The organism is Glycomyces sp. TRM65418 (assembly GCF_019710475.1).
Classification (GTDB): Bacteria; Actinomycetota; Actinomycetes; order Mycobacteriales; family Micromonosporaceae; genus Glycomyces.
Genome location: NZ_JAJFAX010000001.1, coordinates 874302 through 891766 on the forward strand (window position 1 = coordinate 874302; position 17465 = coordinate 891766).

The window sequence follows — 17465 nt, forward strand, 5'->3', positions numbered from 1 at the left end:
GCACCGCCGGTCCTGGATCGGCCCAGCCTGTCCGGGTCGAACATTTTGAGGCCCCGGTAAGGGCTCAGACGGGTCCTTCGAGCTGCTCGCCGACTGGAAGGAAGCCCGCAACGCCTCTAACAACCCGAGCCGATGTGCCAGCGTCGCGCTCCCGCAGGACTTCCGGGACAGCACTTAGGCGGGCATCATGGTCGAATGGTCACCCCGATCGGGCTTTACTACCCGTACACCCACTTCCACGATCGCGGCTGGCTCAAGGTGGCGGCCCTGTACTGGCCGCGCATGGCCCGGATCGCGCCGCTCGGGTACGCCGACGTCGACAACCCGGACGCGCGGGCGCTGCGGGAACAGCTCGATTTCGTCCTCGATCTCGATCCCGGTCAGGAGGTCTGCCTCGATGTCGGGTTGAAGGTCATCGACGCGCTGTACCAGTATGGCGACCTGATCCGGGAGCGGTATCGGATTCCCGAGCAGGTGGTGCGCTACGTCGGCGGCGCGTCCAGCGCCGGCGAGCGCCGTGTCGAGTATCGATTCCCCGAACTGGGCGAGTCGGTGCGAATGGAGCATCCGACACGGCGCTGGCCGCAGCCGGTGCGCTTCCCTGCACCGTCCTCTTTCCATCGCCTCATCGCGTTGCACGAGCGCAAGGTGCACGAGACGTTGGTCCGCGAGTTGACCGAGCACCGGCTGGCGGTGCTGGACGACAACGGCCGGTACGCGGCGGTGCATCCGAACTTCGCCTGGGCCTACATGTGCATGCTCGCGGAGGAAATGGCCGGAGCCTTTCACCTCACGCCCGTGGCGGACGACCCGTCCGCGTATGCCGAGTGCGGCTCCTGGACCGCTGAGCGCTTCGCGTCCGCACTGCTGGGAGAGGAGGTCGAGGAGGACGGGCAGGCGGTGGTCTCCCGGTCCCGTCTGGGCATGCTGGCGTTGCGGATCGCGGTCCCGGCCGATCCGGAGTCGGTGCCGGTCGAGAAGATCGTGAAGATCCGGCGGCGCTACGGCGCCGAGCTGGCCGCTTACCACGAGCTGATCGCGGAGCTGGCTGCCGAACTGTCGACCGAACTGGAGGGCATCAGGGGCCCGGGGGTGCTCGAGGCCTATCTTGCGGAGGAGGTGTCGCGAAAGGTCGAGCAGCCGCTGGCGGACCTGCGACGCGCGATGCGCGGATTGGGCGTGGACACGGCGCTGGGAGCGGCTTCGATCAAGTTCGAGTTCCCGGCGGCCGCGGCGCTGGCGGCCGGATGGGCGGCAGGCCAACCGGTGATCGCCGCAGCGGGGGCCGCTTTCGGTCTCGGGGCCTGGTACCGGACCTGGCGGACGTCTCGCAGCGCTCACATCCGGAGCTCACCGGTGGGTTATCTGTGGAGAGTCGAACGCGACCTGAAGGGCACGGACCTGCTCCGCCGCTCCATGCCTGACGCTTGAGGCCGCGGTCGGCACCGGCCATGATCGGACCTGCGGGTGAGGGCCGACCGGTGCCGTGCGGGGTTAGACGCGGCACTCGTTGCGTCCGTCATGCGGGTGGTCCGGGAGGGGGCTGTTCACTGATCCTTGACCCGGGAGGCGGTGGCCCATTGCCGCAACCACTCGGGGACTTCCAGCGAGGCGGGGAAGCCGCCCGCGAGTTTCTCCAGCTCGTCGTGCTCCACTGAGCCTCCGGATCGCTTGAGGAACCGGGTCCGCACGAAGGCCTGGGCGTACACGGTCGATCCGACGCAGAAGCGCTGCTCGATGTATCCCCACCGGTCGTCGAAGCCGATCACGCGGGTGCGGAGCACGTACCGCTGCCACGGCTGCAGGGATTTCCGATAGGTGATGGTCTGCCCGGCCACCACCGGGTACCAGCCCTGGTCCTTCATCTTCGACCAGAACCCCGAACGCAACATGAGGTCCATCCGGCCGATGTCCATGATCGTCAGGTAGCGACCGTTCGTCATGTGGCCCAGCGGGTCGAGATCGTTCGGCAGCACCCTGAACGGGGTCTCGGCCGTGTCCCACAGGTCCACCGCACCGCTGCGCCGAGACCGCAGCCAGAGGAGCAACAGCCGGAAGTAAAGATTCATCAGAACACCACCGAGTCCGCACCGGCCTCATCACCGAAGAAACATGTTACCCGACAGTAGCATCGCTCATGCGACAGTCGAGTCCTCGCTCAGGGGCCAGCCGATGAACGCCCCGTGCTCCTCGTACACGAGGGCATGTCCCTGCGACTCGATCAACTCGCAGAGATCCTTGCTCGGGCGAGCGGGCAGCAGGACGGCGCATTTCTTGCGCTTCGGGCGCACGTGCCGCACATAGTCGGCGAGCTGGGCGAGGGCCTCCCGAACATGCCGGCGGGTCGAATCGCCTTTGGCTTCATAGAGGGTCAGGTCGGTCGCGTCGCAGGTGTCGGTCCGCATGATGCCCGGTTCGCCTTCGACGCGGATCGCATACCGGCACACCTCGTGGCCTCGCGCTTCCAGGAACGCCTCGAACCGCCGACATAGGTCGGCCTCGCGGCGCTCGACTTCGACCGGGTCACCGCCTTTGCGCGTCGATACGAAGGTGGTGTTCCGCTCGGTCGGGGTTCGCAGGCGGCCGGTGCTCTTCGCGGGTGTTGCGCCGCGTCGCGGGAGTCCGCCGGGCGGGGCCCAGTGGCTGATGGCGGTCCGGCTCGCCGCCGGGAGGCGGTGGGAACCGTCGACCACGGCGCCCTCGCGCGGTCGCAACCGGAACACCAGGACGACGCGGGTGCGGCCCTCGACGTCGGGGGCTTCGCGACGCGGGTGCGGGAACGCGACGTCGTTTTCCTGCCAGACGATGGCGCGAGAGGCGGGTTCGATGGAGCTCCGGGAAGGTTCGAGTCGAGGAGGTTCCCGTGGCGCATGTGAGTCCGGATCTCAAGGTGTTGTACTTCGGTACGCCGGTGGTGCTCATCAGCACCTGCAATGCGGACGGTTCGGCGAATCTGGCGCCCATGTCCTCCGCATGGTGGCTGGGGCAGTCGTGCATGTTGGGGATGGGGAACCGCTCCAAGACCATGGAGAACCTGACTCGGGAGCGCGAGTGCGTGCTCAACCTCGCCTCTTCGGACATGGCTCCCGCGGTCGATCGGTTGGCGCCGCTCACCGGCACCGATCCCGTACCGGAACGCAAGGCCGCCAAAGGATATCGGTTCGAACCCGACAAATTCGGGGCCGCCGGGCTCACGCGGCAGGCGTCGGCGGCCGTCCGGGCGCCGCGGGTCGCGGAATGTCCCATCCAGCTGGAATGCGTGGTCGAGCAGGTGCATCCGTTCGCGACCGGTGCCAGCGCCGTCGAGGTGCGGGTCGTGCGGGCGCACGTCGAAGAACGGCTCGTGATCCCCGGGACCGACTATGTCGACCCGATCGGTTGGGACCCCTTGATCATGAAGTTCTGCGAGTTCTTCGGCGGCGCCGCCAATGTCCACTCGTCCCTGCTCGCCGCGGCCTGGCGGATGCCGCATCAGGGAATGCGCCAGGTTGACAACGTGAGCGGTTGACGGGTTCTCCCGGCCCTGGTATATCTGCGCTACGCGCCGGTAGGCGCCGCATCTGCAGCTGGGAAGGCGCAAGCCATGGACAGTGACGTCATCGTGGTCGGGGCGGGTTTGGCCGGGTTGGCCGCCGCCTCGGAGTTGGTTCGGCTCGGCAAGACCGTCACCGTGCTCGACCAGGAGGGCGAGCAATCCCTCGGCGGGCAGGCGTTCTGGTCGTTCGGCGGGCTGTTCCTCGTCGACTCCCCCGAGCAGCGGCGGATGGGCATCAAGGACTCGCACGACCTGGCGTGGCAGGACTGGCTCGGCACCGCCGGCTTCGACCGGCCCGAGGACGAGTGGCCTCGCAAATGGGCCGAGGCCTACGTGGCGTTCGCCTCCGGAGAGAAGCGGGCCTGGCTGCACGAGCTGGGAGTGCGGTTCTTCCCGGTCGTCGGCTGGGCCGAGCGCGGGGGCTACACGGCTCAGGGCCACGGGAATTCCGTGCCGCGGTTCCATATCACCTGGGGCACCGGACCCGCCGTCGTCGAGCCGTTCGTCCAGCTGATGCGGCAGGCCGCCCGCGAGGGGAAGGTCCAGTTCAAGTTCCGGCACCGGGTCGACGAGCTCGTCGTGACGGACGGAGCCGTCACCGGGGTCTCGGGGACGCTGCTCTCCCCCCACGAGTCGACTCGCGGCGTGGCGTCCAACCGGGAGGCGCTCGGGGAGTTCTCGCTCGACGCCGAGGCGGTCGTCGTGACCTCCGGCGGGATCGGCGGCAACTTCGATCTCGTCCGGCAGCACTGGCCCGCGCGGTTGGGGACGCCGCCGAAGCGGTTGATCTCCGGGGTTCCCGCGCACGTCGACGGGCGGATGCTCGGCATCGCCGAGAAGGCCGGCGCGAACCTGATCAACCGCGACCGGATGTGGCATTACACCGAGGGCATCGAGAACTGGGACCCCATCTGGCCCCACCACGGGATTCGGATCCTCCCCGGGCCCTCGTCACTCTGGCTGGACGCGACCGGGCGGCGGCTGCCCGCTCCGCTGTTCCCCGGCTTCGACACGCTCGGGACCTTGGAGCACATCATGACCACGGGCCACGAGTACACGTGGTTCGTGCTCACCCAGAAGATCCTGGAGAAGGAGTTCGCGCTCTCCGGTTCCGAGCAGAACCCCGACCTGACCGGGAAGAACCTCCGGCTGCTGCTCAAGCGCGTGCTGCCTGGCGCCCCCGGCCCCGTCGAGGCGTTCAAGAAGCACGGCGCGGACTTCGCGGTCGCCGACACGCTCCCGGAGCTGGTCGCCAAGATGAACGGCGTCACCGGCGAAGGCCTCCTGGAGTACGAGACCGTGCGCGCCGCCGTCGAGGCGCGGGACGCCGAGATGGACAACAAGTTCACCAAGGACCTGCAGGTCACCGCGCTGCGCGGGGCCCGCAACTACCGCGGCGACAAGCTCATCCGCGTCGCGTCCCCGCACCGGCTCCTCGATCCGAAGGCCGGTCCGCTCATCGGGGTGCGCCTGCACGTGCTCACCCGGAAGACCCTGGGCGGCCTGCAGACCGACCTGGACGGCCGAGTCCTGCGCCACGACGGCACCCCCCTGCCGGGGCTGTACGCGGCGGGCGAGGCGGCCGGATTCGGCGGCGGCGGCATGCACGGCTACCGTTCACTGGAAGGCACGTTCCTCGGCGGGTGCCTGTTCTCGGGGAGGCAGGCGGCACGCGGCGTCGCGAGCTGAGCGCGCATGGATCGTGACGTTCCGTGCCGTTTTCGTCCTACCTGTGCCTGTTCCGGTGTGGCACTGAAGGTCTAAGGTGGTCGGCGAGCGGCCTTCCTCACCCGCGAAACCGAGCACTCCTCGCCTACCGGGTGTGGTCCGTTAACATCCAAGGTTCTGCGGGCGCCTGCCGGATTCATCACCCTTCGGCAGTGCTCGCCGAAGCCGCACCGGGACCGGCCCCGGTCCGGCACCTCACAACTCGTGGATGGTTGAGCATGAGCGACTTTCAACGCCCTGGACCGGACCCCTCGTTCGGCCCGCACCGGGCCGGACCGCCGTCGGGTCCCCCGGTCGGTCCTCCCCCGGGTCCTCCGGCAGGTCCTCACTCGGGTCCGCCGGTCGGTCCTCCCTCGCGTCCTCCAGCCGGTCCGCCTCCGGGTCCGCCCGGAGGCCCTTCCTCCGGCGCTCCCTCGGGTCCGCCGGTCGGTCCGCCGTCCGTCGCCTCCGGGAACGTCGGCCGCGCGTCGGTCGTCGGAGCCGCGCGGCCCAAGCCCGTCCCCGGCGCCGCGAAGGCGGGCCGCAAGAAGAAGCGCATGTCCAAGCGCCGCCGCCGCGTCTACGCGGCGCTCATCATGGCCTGCCTGATGATGCTCGGCGCGGTGACGGTGGCCGGGTCCTGGTTCTTCCAGAGCGTCCCCCCGCCGGAGGACCTCACGTTCGGCGAGTCCACCACGTTCACCTACTCGGACGGGGAGACGCAGATCGCCGGCTACGGCGAGTACACCCGCAAACTCGTCGACAAGTACGAGGACCTGCCCGACACGGTCGTCTGGTCGCTCCTGGCCCTGGAGGACAAGGACTTCTTCGAGCACGAGGGCGTCGACTACAAGGGCACCATGCGCGCCCTGGTCAACAACCTCAAAGGCGGCGAAACGCAGGGCGCCTCGACCATCAGCCAGCAGTACGCGGGCATGGTCTCCGACATCCGCGGTGACATCTCCTACGGCCGCAAGGCCCGTGAGGCCGTCATGGCGATGAAGCTCGAGCAGCAGTACTCGAAGCAGGACATCCTCCTCCACTACCTCAACCTGAACTTCTACGGCCGCGGCGCGTACGGCATCGAGGCCGCCGCCGAGGTCTGGTTCGGCAAGAAGGTCGGAGACCTCACCTGGGCCGAGGGCATGATGCTGGTCATGCAGGTCAAGGCCGGCGACGGTTCGTTCGACCCGCGGATCGCCGAGGAGGGCAGCACCGCCCCGCTCGACCGCTGGACGCACGGCATGGAGACCCTCCTCACCATGACCGAGGACCTCGACGAACCCGCGCGCGCCGAGGTCCAAGCGCAGCTCGACGCCGGGATGCCCGAGACCAAGGAAGCCCTGCAGAACCCCGGCTCGTGGGGCCACAACGAGCCCACCGGCTTCATCACCAACCCGACCGACGGCTACGTCTGGGAGGAGCTGGAGAGCCGCTACGGCCTCACCAAGGACGACTTCTACGGCAAGGAGGAGGGCACCGGCGGCTACACCATCGCCCTCACCATCGACAAAGAGGTCCAGGCCGCGGCCATCGAGACCGCCAGCCGCGGCGAGCTCCGGCGCAAGAAGAACGAGAACGACGAGTACATCGACGACGACGGCAACGTGGTCGCGACCGCGTCGGAGGCCGCCGTGTACGTCAACGAGGACGGCTTCTTCGAGTTCGTGAACGACAACGACAACGCCGCGCTCGTCAACTACCACCCGTCGATGGCCGACGCCGTGGTCGCCGTCGAGCCGGGCACCGGCCGCGTCCTCGGCTACTTCGGCGGCGTCGACGGCCTCGGCGTCGACAAGGCGGGCATCGAGAACCCGCACCCGCCTTCCTCGACGTTCAAGATGATCACCGCCGCCACGGCGATCAAGAACGGCGCCTCGATCGACTCGTGGTGGAACTCCGACTCGCCCCGCGAGTTCGAGGCCCGCGAAACGCCCGTCTCCAACTCGGGGCGGACGGAGAACATCGACATGACCCTGACCGACGCGGTGCGCAAATCGCGGAACACGCCGATGTACGCCATCGCCGAGAAGTACGGGGCGACCTCGATCCTCGAGACCGCCGTCCAGATGGGCCTGCGGACCATGCAGGACACCGGGACCGGCGACATCTACCGGTTCTACATCGAGGACGACGGCTCGATCTCCTACTCGGTCCACAACACGGTCGAGAACGAGGACGGCTCCTTCGTCACCGACGCCAACGGCAACATCGACCCGCTGGCGTCGGTCAACGGCTACGACGAGAACGACGAACCGGTCCGCACCCCGCTCGACATGTCCTCGCAGCGCTTCCCGTTCGACTACGAGATCAGCTTCGGCCAGTTCCCGACCTCGGTGAAGGACATGGCGGCGGTGTACGCGACGATCGCCAACGACGGCGTCTACAACGAGACGCACTTCGTCGAGGCCGTCTACCACCGCGACGGCACGGAGGTCGAGCCGATCCGACCCCTGGAGGAGACTCCCGCGCTCGACGCCGCCATCGCACGCGACCTGCAATGGGTCGGTTCGACCATCGACGGCGAGGGCGACGCGATCGACCGCCCCTACACCGGCAAGACCGGCACCTGGGAGGCCACGGCCGAAGGGTACGACGACGCCAACGCCCACACCTGGTACGTCGGCGCGATCCCGCAGCTGAGCATCGCCGCGTGGGTCGGCAACGCCACGGCCGAGTCGGCGCCGCTGCTGAACGAGGACGGCGGCACCGACGACGTCTTCGGCAGCACGCTCAGCTATCCGGTCTGGAAGAAGTTCATGGAGGGCGCGATCGAAGCGGAGGGCTACGAGGAGGAGGGCTGGGCGGACCCGGTCCACACCGGTTCGCCCATCGTGGACGACATCCTGAACGAGAACGGCAAGATCGACGCCGACAGCGAGTACTGCGCGGCGAATGCGGCCGACCCGCAGTGCGAGCGCGCCGACCCGCCCCCCGGGGGCGACGAGCAGTGCGACCCGATCTCCCAGATGCTCGGCCTGTGCCAGCCGGGCGGCGGCGGAGGCGGAGGCGGCGGGAACAACGGAAACGGAAACGGAAACGGGAACGGCAACGGTCGCGGCGACGACGACTGAGCCGACCGGACGCGGTTGAGCGACGGGCCCGGCGGGACGATCACGTCCCGCCGGGCCCGTCCGCGTTCGCTCAGGCGAAGGCGCGGCCTTCGCCGCGGTACGTCGGGACCTCGTCCACGACCTCGCCGCGCAGGACCAGATGGATCGAGTTGACGCGCTCGGCCAGCTCGCCGGCCTTGCCGTGGCGCATCCACACTCGGTCGCCGATCGCGAGGCCGTCGGCGGCGCGGCCCCTCAGCGGCGTCTGGACCTCCCCCGCGCCCTCGGTCTTGGTGTAGCGGAGTCCGCCGGGGAAGGCCGGCTTCGGGAGCCGGTCGGGCCCGGGCACGCCCGAGGCGACCCAGCCGCCGCCGAGGGCGGTGACGAGGCCCGCGCGCGGGCGCCGGACCACCGGCAGCGCGAAGAACGCGGCCGGGAGCGGGCGGATCGACCGGTAGCCGTCGAACAGCGCGGGCGAGTACAGGCCCGATCCGGCGGCGATCTCGGTGACGGAGGGGTCGGCGGCGGTCGAGACGACCGAGCCGGTGCCGCCGCCGTTGACGAATTCGAGGTCGGCGACGCTGCGGACGGCGACGACGGCCTCGGCGCGGCGCTCGGCCAGCTCGGCCCGGGAGACCCGCTGCATGAGCCGCACCAGCGGATACCGCAGGGCCGCCGCGGAGAAGGCGTCCTGGATCCCGGCGATCTGGCTCTCGTAGCCCATGACGCCGACGAGGTCGACGCCCGGGCGCTTGTCGATCTCGTGGGCCATCGCGATCGCCTGCTCGGGGGTGTGCACCGGGGAGCGGTGGGCGCCGATGTGGAGGCGGCCGCCGAGGAGTTCGAGGGAGACGTCGAGTTCGAGGCACAGCCGCAGCGGCCGTGAGGGGTTCGGTGCGACGTGGCGGTGGAGGAAGTCGAGGTGCTCGACCGAGTCGACCATGAGGGTGATGCGGCGGGCCAGCTCCTCGTCGGCGGCGAGGCGGCGCAGCGCGTCGGTGTCGGCGGTCGGATAGGCGACCACGATGTCGTCGAACTCCCCGTGCGCGTCGGACTCGGCGAGCCAGAGGGCCTCGGGGAGCGTGAAGCCGAGGACGCCCTTGAATCCGGGCTGCGCGAGCGCCCGGCGCATGAGGGCCCGGCAGCGCAGGGATTTGCTGACGAGACGCAGCGGTTTGCCGATGGCGTTGCGCCGCAAGATGGCCGCGTTGGTGTCGAACGCGCCGAGGTCGACGACCGCGAACGGCGGCTGGAGTCCGGCGGTGGCGCGTCCCAGCTCGGCGAAGCGGTGCTCGGCCGCGCCACGAGCGGGCGGGGCATCGGTCCTTGCAAATCCCTGATAGCCCATCCGGCTTCCCTTCCGCTGGTCAATTGGGGTTAGATGAAAGCTACCGTGAAGTACACCTCATCTTCAACCGGAGTGGCCATGGGAACTGCTGCCGAAGGAACCCCGCTGTGGCAGAACTGGTCGGGCACCGAACGCGCCGACCCCGCCCGCACCGTCAGACCCGCCAGCACCGCCGAGCTGGCCGAGGCGGTCGCCGCCGCCGCTGCGGACGGCCTGCGGGTCAAGGCGGTCGGCGCGGGTCACTCCTTCAGCGGCATCGCGGTCCCCGACGGCGTCCGGGTCGACATGGGCGGCCTCGACCAGGTGGTGTCGGTGGAGCAGCGGACGGGCGTGGTCACAGTGGAGGCGGGGATGCCGCTGTGGCGGTTGAACCAGGTGCTCGACGCGCACGGGCTGGCGCTGGAGAACATGGGCGACATCGACCGGCAGACGATCTCGGGGGCGATCTCGACCGGGACGCACGGCACCGGCGACCGCTACCGGGGCTTCTCGTGGCAGGTCAAGGGCCTGCTGGTGGTGCTGGCGGACGGGTTGACGGTGCGCTGCACGGAGTTCGAGCGGCCGGAGCTGTTCGCGGCGGCGCGGCTGGGGCTCGGGGCCCTCGGCGTGATCGCGGAGGTGACGCTCCAATGCGTCCCGGCGTTCCGGCTCAAGGCGGTCGAGCGGCCCGAGCGCCTCGAGACGGTCCTGGGCGGCCTCGACGAGCTGGTGGCCGAGAACGACCATTTCGAGTTCTACTGGTTCCCCCACACCGAGCGGACCCTGACGAAGCGGAACAACCGCTATGCGATGTCGGAGCCGAGCCGCGCGCCCGGGCGCCTGTCGTACTGGTGGAGCGAGGGGTTCACGGAGAACACGCTGTTCGAGGCGAGCAACCGGGTCGGGGCGCGGTTCCCGCGGATGGTGCCGCGGCTGAACCGGCTGGCCGGTCGAGTGTGGAGCGCCCGGGAGTACACGGACGTGTCGCACAAGGTCTTCGCGTCGCCGCGGTCGGTGCGGTTCCGGGAGATGGAGTACGCGATGCCGCGGGAGGCCCTGCCGGGGGTGCTGCGCGACCTGCGGGCGATGGTCGACCGCGAGCGGCACCTGGTGTCGTTCCCGGTGGAGGTGCGGTTCGCGGCGGCGGACGACATCTGGCTGTCGACGGCGCAGGGGCGGCGCACCGCCTACGTGGCGGTGCACCAGTACCACCGGCACGAGCACGAGGCGTACTTCAGGGACTGCGCGGCGATCTTCGACGCGGCGGACGGGCGGCCGCACTGGGGCAAGATGCACGCGCTCGACGCGGAGGAACTGGGCAAGCGCTACGAGCACTTCGACGACTTTCTGGCGGTGCGCGACGAGGTCGACCCGGACCGCCGCTTCGCCAACCCGTACTTGGATCGGGTCCTCGGGGCCTGACTCGGCCCGGTCGAACGGCGGGACCCCGAACGCGTCGCATCCGGCGGTGCGGGGCTTGATCGCGCGGAGGCGCCGCCGGCCGAGAGTGCAGATCCGGTCGGTCTCATGGCGATCGGCGAGCGCGACACCGACGGCGCCGCCCCTCCAGCGGAGACGCCGCGCGCGACGGCCTGTCAGGCCGGTGGGCTACCTTGTGGCCGTGGCTGACGTGCTGTACCGAAAACTCGATGAACTGACCGACGACGAGATGTACGCGGCGTACGAGCCCCCGGCTCCCGACTGGCTGCGGGTCAACTTCGTCGCCAGCGCCGACGGCGCGGCGACCCTCGAAGGGCGCTCCGGGCCGCTCTCCGGGGAGGAGGACAAACGCGTGTTCAAGATCCTGCGGGCCCGCTGCGACGTGCTCCTCGCCGGGGCCGGGACTGTGCGGACCGAAGGCTACGGGCCGCTGGTCCTCTCGCCCGAGCGGACGGCGTGGCGGCGATCGCAGGGACTGCCCGACGTGCCGGTCATGGCGATCGTGTCCCGCACGGCGTCGCTCGACCCGGCGGCGGGGATCTTCACCGAGGCGCCCCGGCGGCCGATCCTCATCGTCCCGGCGGACCTGGCGGAGTCGCGGATCGAGCCGTTCCGGGAGGTCGCCGACGTCATCGCCGTCGGCACCGGCGCGGTCGACCTCTCGCTCGCGCTGGCGGCGCTGCGCGAGCGGGGCCTGCGGCAGGTCCTCTGCGAGGGCGGGCCGCACGTCTTCGGCGACCTCATCGCCGCCGATCTGGTCGACGAACTCGACCTCACGGTGTCGCCGCTGCTCGCCGGGGCCGGTTCGATCCGTATCGCGGAGGGCTCGGCGTCCCCCGAAGGGCGGCCGCTGCAGCTGCGACACGTCCTCGAAGCCGGGGGCAACCTCATCCTGAGGTATCTGCGAGGATCAGACGATGAGTGAATCGGTGGGCCGCGTGCTCGGCACGGAGGACGCGACGCCCCTGTCGTTCTGGGTCGGGGTCGGGCCGGAGTCGTACGCCCAGCTCGACGACGTGCTCACCACCGAACGCCAGGTCCCCGGGGTCGGCGCGGTCCGCATCTCCGGTGTGGTCACCGCCGTGCGTTCGCGGCACGAGGGCGCCCAGTTCGACTCCGACGTCTTCGACATCGCCGGGGGCCTGCTCCCGGCGCAGGTGCAGGAGGCCGCCGAGGTCACGGTGACGCGGGTCGAGCCGGAGGTGTTCGTGCCGCCGCGCCCGGGCGCCGAGGTCCAGCGCGCCACCGGCGAGGATCGCGACCGGGCCCTGTACTTCGACGGCATGGCCCGCCAAGTGCCCCTTGGGTTCTCGCGCGACGGCCAGCCGGTGTTCCTCAACCCGGACTTCCTCGACGGCACCCGCGGCGCGCACGTCTCGATCTCGGGGATCAGCGGCGTCGCCACGAAGACCTCGTTCGCGACGTGGATGCTCTACTCGCTGCTGCACTCGGGCGCGCTCGGCGCCGAGGCCGCGAACACGAAGGCGCTCATCTTCAACGTCAAGGGCGAGGACCTGCTGCTCCTGGACCACGACAACACGAAGATCGACGAGACGGTGCGCGACTCGTACCGGCGGCTCGGCATGGAGCCCGGCGCGTTCAAGTCGGTCGAGGTGCTCGCCCCGCCCCGTGAGGGCGACGCGAACGGCATCCCCGACGTGGCGTGCCGGTCGACGGGCGTGGACGCCTTCTACTGGACGCTGGCGGAGTTCTGCCAGCTGAGCCTGCTGCCGTTCGTGTTCGCCGACGGCGACGACGACCGCCAGCAGTACACGATGGTCGTGCACCAGGTCGCCGCGCGGCTGCGCAAGGAGGCCCGCCCCAAGGACAACGGCGCGATCAGTGTGGACGGGCAGCTGCTCACCACCTACCGCGACCTCGTGGACCTCATCTGCGAGCGGCTCTCGGACGACGAGACGCGCACCGAGTGGGCCGGGTCGGCGATCGGCCTGGGCACGGTGAACGCGTTCATCCGCCGCCTCATCGCCTCCGGGCGCGACATCGGCCGGCTCATCCGCGGCGATCTGCCGCCGAAGGGCGCCGTGCTCTCCTCGGAAGCGCAGGTCACCGTCGTCGACCTGCACAACCTGCCCGATCGGGCCCAGCGGTTCGTCGTCGGCGTGGTCCTGCGCAGCGAGTTCGAACGCAAGGAGAAGGCCGGGACGGCGCGGCCGCTCCAGTTCGTCGTCCTCGACGAGCTCAACAAGTACGCCCCGCGCGAGGGCACCAGCCCGATCAAGGACATCCTGCTCGACATCGCCGAGCGCGGGCGGTCCCTGGGGGTCATCCTCATCGGCGCCCAGCAGACGGCGTCCGAAGTGGAGCGACGCATCGCCTCGAACTCGGCGATCCGGGTCGTCGGCCGCCTCGACGCGGCCGAGGCCACGCGCCCCGAGTACGGGTTCCTGACCCAGGCGCAGCGGATGCGGGTCCTCATGGCCAAGCCCGGCACCATGTTCGTGGCCCAACCGGAGCTGCCGGTGCCGCTGGTGGTGAACTTCCCGTTCCCCGCCTGGGCCACCCGGCCCGCCGAGGCCGGGTCCGCGCCGGCCGCCACGGCGCGGTCGGTGACCGCCCGGGTCGACCCGTTCGACCTCGCCGGCGACGACGAAGACGACATTCCCTTCTGAGCCGATCCAGGGCTCCCGAGCATCGCCCAGAACGAACACAGGAGCACGCCTTGCGGATTCTCCACACCTCCGACTGGCACGTCGGCGTCACCATGAAGGGCCGCTCGCGCCTCGACGAGCAGCGCGCGGTCTTCAAGCAGATGTGCGCGATCGCCCGCGAGGAGTCGGTCGACCTCGTGATCGTCGCCGGGGACCTCTTCGACACCGCGTCCCCGTCGAGCGAGGCGCAGAAGCTCCTCACGGCGGCGCTCTCGGCGCTCCGCGGCACCGGCGCCGAGGTCGTCGTCATCGCGGGCAACCACGACAACGGCAAGGCCCTCGACGCCCTGCGCGACTGGGCCCACGCCGCCGGGATCCACCTGCGCGGCAGCCTCGGCAAGGCCGCCGACCACATCGTCACCGGGACCACCGGCGACGGCGAGCGCTGGCGGATCGCCGCGCTGCCGTTCATCGCCCAGCGCCACGCCGTGCGCGCCGCCGAGCTGTTCGAGCTCGGCGCGGCCGGGGCCGAGGCGACCTACGCCGACCACCTGCGCCGCCTCGTCACGGCGCTCACGCAGGACTTCCGCGCCGACGAGGTGAACCTGTTCACCGGGCACCTCACCGTCGTCGGCGGCAAGGTCGGCGGCGGCGAACGCGAGGTCCACACCGTGGCCGACTACGCCGTGCCGGCCGCGATCTTCCCGCCCACCACGTCCTATGTGGCCCTCGGGCACCTGCACAAGGCCCAGGCCATCACCGGGCCCTGCCCGATCCGCTACTCCGGCGGGCCGCTCGCGGTCGACTTCGGCGAGGAGGACCACACGCCGAGCGTCGCGATCGTGGACGTCGCGGCCGGAGTCCCCGCGCGGGCGCGCACCGTCCCGCTCACCGCGGCAGTCCCGCTGCAGACCGTCCGCGGCAGCCTCGAACAACTCGCCGAGGCCGAGGTGGACGAACGGGCGTGGCTGCGGGTCTTCGTCACCGAACCGGCCCGCGCCGGGCTCCGCGGCGAGGTCGCCGACCTGTTCCCGCGGGCCGTCCAGATCCACATCGACCCGGTGATGCGCGCGGACGAGACGAAACCGCGCGAGCGACGGTCGGGGCGCAGCCCCGGCGAGCTGTTCACCGCGTACCTCCACGAGGCGGGCCACGACGACCCGGCCGTGGCCGGGCTCTTCACCAAGCTCTACGAAGACACCCAGACCGTCGCCGAGGAGGCCTGATGAGGCCCATCCGATTGGACCTGCAGGGGTTCGCCTCGTACACCGGGTCCGAGACCTTCGACTTCACCGACGTGGACTTCTTCGCGCTCACCGGGCCCACCGGCGCCGGGAAGTCCACGGTGCTCGACGCGATGTGCTTCGCGCTGTACGGGCGCACGCCGCGCTGGCGCGTGAACACGACCCAGAACGCGATCGCGCCCTCGGCCGTGGAGGGCCGGGTCCGGCTCGTCTTCGCCGCCGCCGGCCAGCACTACGTCGCCACGCGGATCCTGCGCCGCGACCGCAACGGCAAGGTCAAGACGACCACCGCCGCGTTGGAGCAGCTGCCCGACGGGGTGGACCCGGCCGACGACGGCGAACTCGTCGAAGGCCTCGGCAAGGCCCTCGCGGGCAGCCCCAACGAGGTGAGCAACGCGGCCGAGCGCGTCATCGGGCTGCCGTTCGAGCAGTTCACGAAGTGCGTGCTCCTCCCCCAGGGCGAGTTCGCCGAGTTCCTGCACGCCTCGCCCGCCGACCGGCGCAAGATCCTCGAGAACCTGCTGGGCCACAGCGTCTACCGGCGGGTCCAGCAGCTCGCCGGCGCCAAGCGCGACGCGGCGACGACCGCGATGAAGACCCTGGAGGCGCAGCTCGCGCGCATCCCGGCGGTCACCGACCTGGAGCTGACCGCCGCGGCCGAACGGGTCGAGCGGCTGGAGAAGCTCACGGAGCCGGTGCGGGACAAGGCGAACGCGCTCGACGGGCTCGCCGCGGCGGTCGAGACCGCGCGGCGACGCCTGAACGAGGCCGAAGCGAACCTCGCCTCGCTCACGTACATCAAGCAGCCCGCGGGGGTCGCCGACATCGCCGCGCAGGTCGCGGCCGCGTCGGCGGCGGTCGCCGAGAAGGCCGCGGAGGTGGAGGCCACCGAGACCGAGGACGAGCGGCTGCGATCCGAACTCGACGGTCTCGACCTGGGCCTGATCGAGCGGCAGCTCAAGGCGTGGGCCGAGCTCGCCGAGACCGAGTCGAAGCTCAAGACCGGCCAGGAGCTCACCGAGGAGCTGCGCGCCCAGTACGCCGAGGCCAAGGAGCTGGAGGAGGCCGCCTCCGAGGAGGTCGAGATCCAGCACGCGACCCTCCACAAGGTCCGGATGGCCGAACTGGCCGGGACCCTGCGGGCGGGGCTGGCGATCGGCGACGAGTGCCCGGTCTGCGACCGTCCCGTGGACGCGGTCCCCGAGCACGACCTCTCGGAGTCCATGCAGCAGGCCGAGGAGGCCTCCCGGAACGCCACCGTGGAGTTCCGCGATGCGCAGGCGGCCGTGGTCGCGCTGCAGACGAAGCTGGAGAACTACGAGGAGCGGCTCACCGAGCTGCAGCTGGCGCAGCGGCGGCTGAAGAAGAAGCTCGAAGGCGTCCCCGAAGCCGCCGCGCTCGAGCAGCGGCGGAGCGATTCCGAAGAGGCTCGGCAGCAGCTGGCGGGGACCGGCGCGGCGCTCAAGGCCGCCCGGCGGGCCCTGCGGGAGGCGGAGAAGCGCAAGGCCGTCGCCGACGAGCGGCAGCAGCGCGCCTGGAAGGAGTTCCAGCACGCCCGCGACCAGGTGGCCGTGCTCGGCCCGCCCGCGGGCGGCGACGACCTGGCCGCGAGCTGGTCGCACCTCGTCGAGTGGGCCGCCGCGTCGCTCGAACGCGCGAGCGCCGAGCGGGAGGCCGCCCGGACCGAGCTGGCCGGGCTCGACGGCCGGGCCGCGACGCTGCGGACCGAACTGCGCGCGACGTTGGGGGACTTCGAGATCGAGGTGCCCCGCAGCGGCACCGGCGGCGACTACGTCGGGCGGCACGCCGCCGCCGTGGAGTCGGCGCGGGCCGCGTCGGCCCGCCTGGCCGAGGCGCGGCGCCACCGGATCGACCTGGAGTCCGACATGCGGAAGTACCAGAGCGAAGCGGAGATCGCCAAGGCCCTCGCGTCCCATCTGGAGGCCCGCCGGTTCATGGAGTGGCTGCTGAGCGAGGCCCTGGACGAGCTGGTGGCGGGCGCGACGGTGATGCTCAACCGGATCACCGGTGGGCAGTACGACCTGATCTACCGCGACCAGGACTTCTGGGTGGTGGACCACCACGACGCCGATATGGCGCGGCCCGCGCGGAGCCTGTCGGGCGGCGAGACGTTCGCCGCCTCGCTGTCGCTGGCGCTCGCGCTGAGCGACCAGTTGGCGAGCCTGGCGCGGCACGGCGCGAGCCTGGAGTCGATCATCCTGGACGAGGGCTTCGGGACGCTGGATCCGGAGACGCTCGACGCGGTGGCGTCGACATTGGAGGCGCTGACGCTCTCGGCCAGGCGCACCGTCGGCCTCGTCACGCACGTCGCCGAGCTGGCGGAACGCGTGCCGGTCCGGTTCCACATCACCAAGGACGCGAAGGGCTCGCACGTCGAGAAGACCTGGTCCTGACCGATCGTCGCCACCGAATCGCCGCCGGGCCGGGCCGCGGAGACCCGCCGCCCGGCGGCTCGTTCGGCGCGCCTTGCGCACCGTTTTCGAGCCGTAGCCGGGACCGATGCCGGTTCCCTGTGAGGACGATCGCAGT

General features: G+C 70.7%; 12 protein-coding genes. 9 read left to right on the top strand and 3 right to left on the bottom strand.

The features are described 5' to 3' along the window. Positions 1 to 195 precede the first annotated feature (195 nt). Entirely contained in the window at positions 196 to 1431 is a 1236-nt protein-coding gene (locus K3N28_RS04035; RefSeq protein WP_228091186.1) for a DUF6236 family protein, read from the top strand. A gap of 116 nt (positions 1432 to 1547) precedes the next feature. Here K3N28_RS04035 and K3N28_RS04040 read toward each other — a convergent pair whose 3' ends face one another. Further along, entirely contained in the window at positions 1548 to 2069 is a 522-nt protein-coding gene (locus K3N28_RS04040) for a thioesterase family protein (protein WP_228091187.1), read from the bottom strand. Positions 2070 to 2135: 66 nt separating this feature from the next. Next, entirely contained in the window at positions 2136 to 2723 is a 588-nt protein-coding gene (locus K3N28_RS04045) for a hypothetical protein (RefSeq protein ID WP_228091188.1), read from the bottom strand. Between the two features lie 140 nt (positions 2724 to 2863). Here K3N28_RS04045 and K3N28_RS04050 point away from each other — a divergent pair, with 140 nt between their 5' ends. From K3N28_RS04050 to K3N28_RS04060, 3 genes are all read left to right on the top strand, one after another. Next, positions 2864 to 3508, top strand: coding sequence for a flavin reductase family protein (locus K3N28_RS04050; RefSeq protein ID WP_228091189.1), 645 nt, complete (start codon positions 2864 to 2866; stop codon positions 3506 to 3508). A 24-nt stretch (positions 3509 to 3532) separates the two neighbouring features. Next, positions 3533 to 5224 carry an FAD-binding dehydrogenase gene (locus tag K3N28_RS04055; RefSeq protein WP_228091388.1) on the top strand — a complete coding sequence of 564 codons (1692 nt, stop codon included), beginning with the start codon at positions 3533 to 3535 and terminating at the stop codon, positions 5222 to 5224. Positions 5225 to 5799: 575 nt separating this feature from the next. Beyond that, positions 5800 to 8316: a transglycosylase domain-containing protein gene (locus K3N28_RS04060; RefSeq protein ID WP_228091190.1), complete on the top strand. Its 2517-nt coding sequence runs from the start codon at positions 5800 to 5802 to the stop codon at positions 8314 to 8316. Between the two features lie 70 nt (positions 8317 to 8386). On the opposite strand, the gene K3N28_RS04065 is transcribed toward K3N28_RS04060, so the two are convergent. Beyond that, a complete protein-coding gene (locus K3N28_RS04065; protein WP_228091191.1) occupies positions 8387 to 9643 on the bottom strand; it encodes an amino acid deaminase/aldolase in 1257 nt (418 codons plus the stop codon). Between the two features lie 78 nt (positions 9644 to 9721). Here K3N28_RS04065 and K3N28_RS04070 point away from each other — a divergent pair, with 78 nt between their 5' ends. The 5 genes from K3N28_RS04070 to K3N28_RS04090 all read left to right on the top strand — a co-directional run bounded on the left by K3N28_RS04070 (position 9722) and on the right by K3N28_RS04090 (position 17329). Further along, positions 9722 to 11044 carry a D-arabinono-1,4-lactone oxidase gene (locus K3N28_RS04070; RefSeq protein ID WP_228091192.1) on the top strand — a complete coding sequence of 441 codons (1323 nt, stop codon included), beginning with the start codon at positions 9722 to 9724 and terminating at the stop codon, positions 11042 to 11044. Positions 11045 to 11291: 247 nt separating this feature from the next. Then, positions 11292 to 11987 (top strand): pyrimidine reductase family protein, encoded by a 696-nt coding sequence (locus tag K3N28_RS04075; RefSeq protein ID WP_374209695.1) that lies wholly within the window; start codon positions 11292 to 11294, stop codon positions 11985 to 11987. Further along, positions 11980 to 13692, top strand: a complete 1713-nt coding sequence (locus K3N28_RS04080) for an ATP-binding protein (RefSeq protein ID WP_228091194.1) — start codon at positions 11980 to 11982, stop codon at positions 13690 to 13692. Before K3N28_RS04075 ends, K3N28_RS04080 begins: the two co-directional genes overlap by 8 nt. Before the next feature lie 50 nt (positions 13693 to 13742). After that, positions 13743 to 14897 carry an exonuclease SbcCD subunit D gene (locus K3N28_RS04085; RefSeq protein WP_228091195.1) on the top strand — a complete coding sequence of 385 codons (1155 nt, stop codon included), beginning with the start codon at positions 13743 to 13745 and terminating at the stop codon, positions 14895 to 14897. Then, positions 14897 to 17329, top strand: a complete 2433-nt coding sequence (locus K3N28_RS04090) for an AAA family ATPase (RefSeq protein ID WP_228091196.1) — start codon at positions 14897 to 14899, stop codon at positions 17327 to 17329. Before K3N28_RS04085 ends, K3N28_RS04090 begins: the two co-directional genes overlap by 1 nt. Positions 17330 to 17465 lie beyond the last annotated feature (136 nt).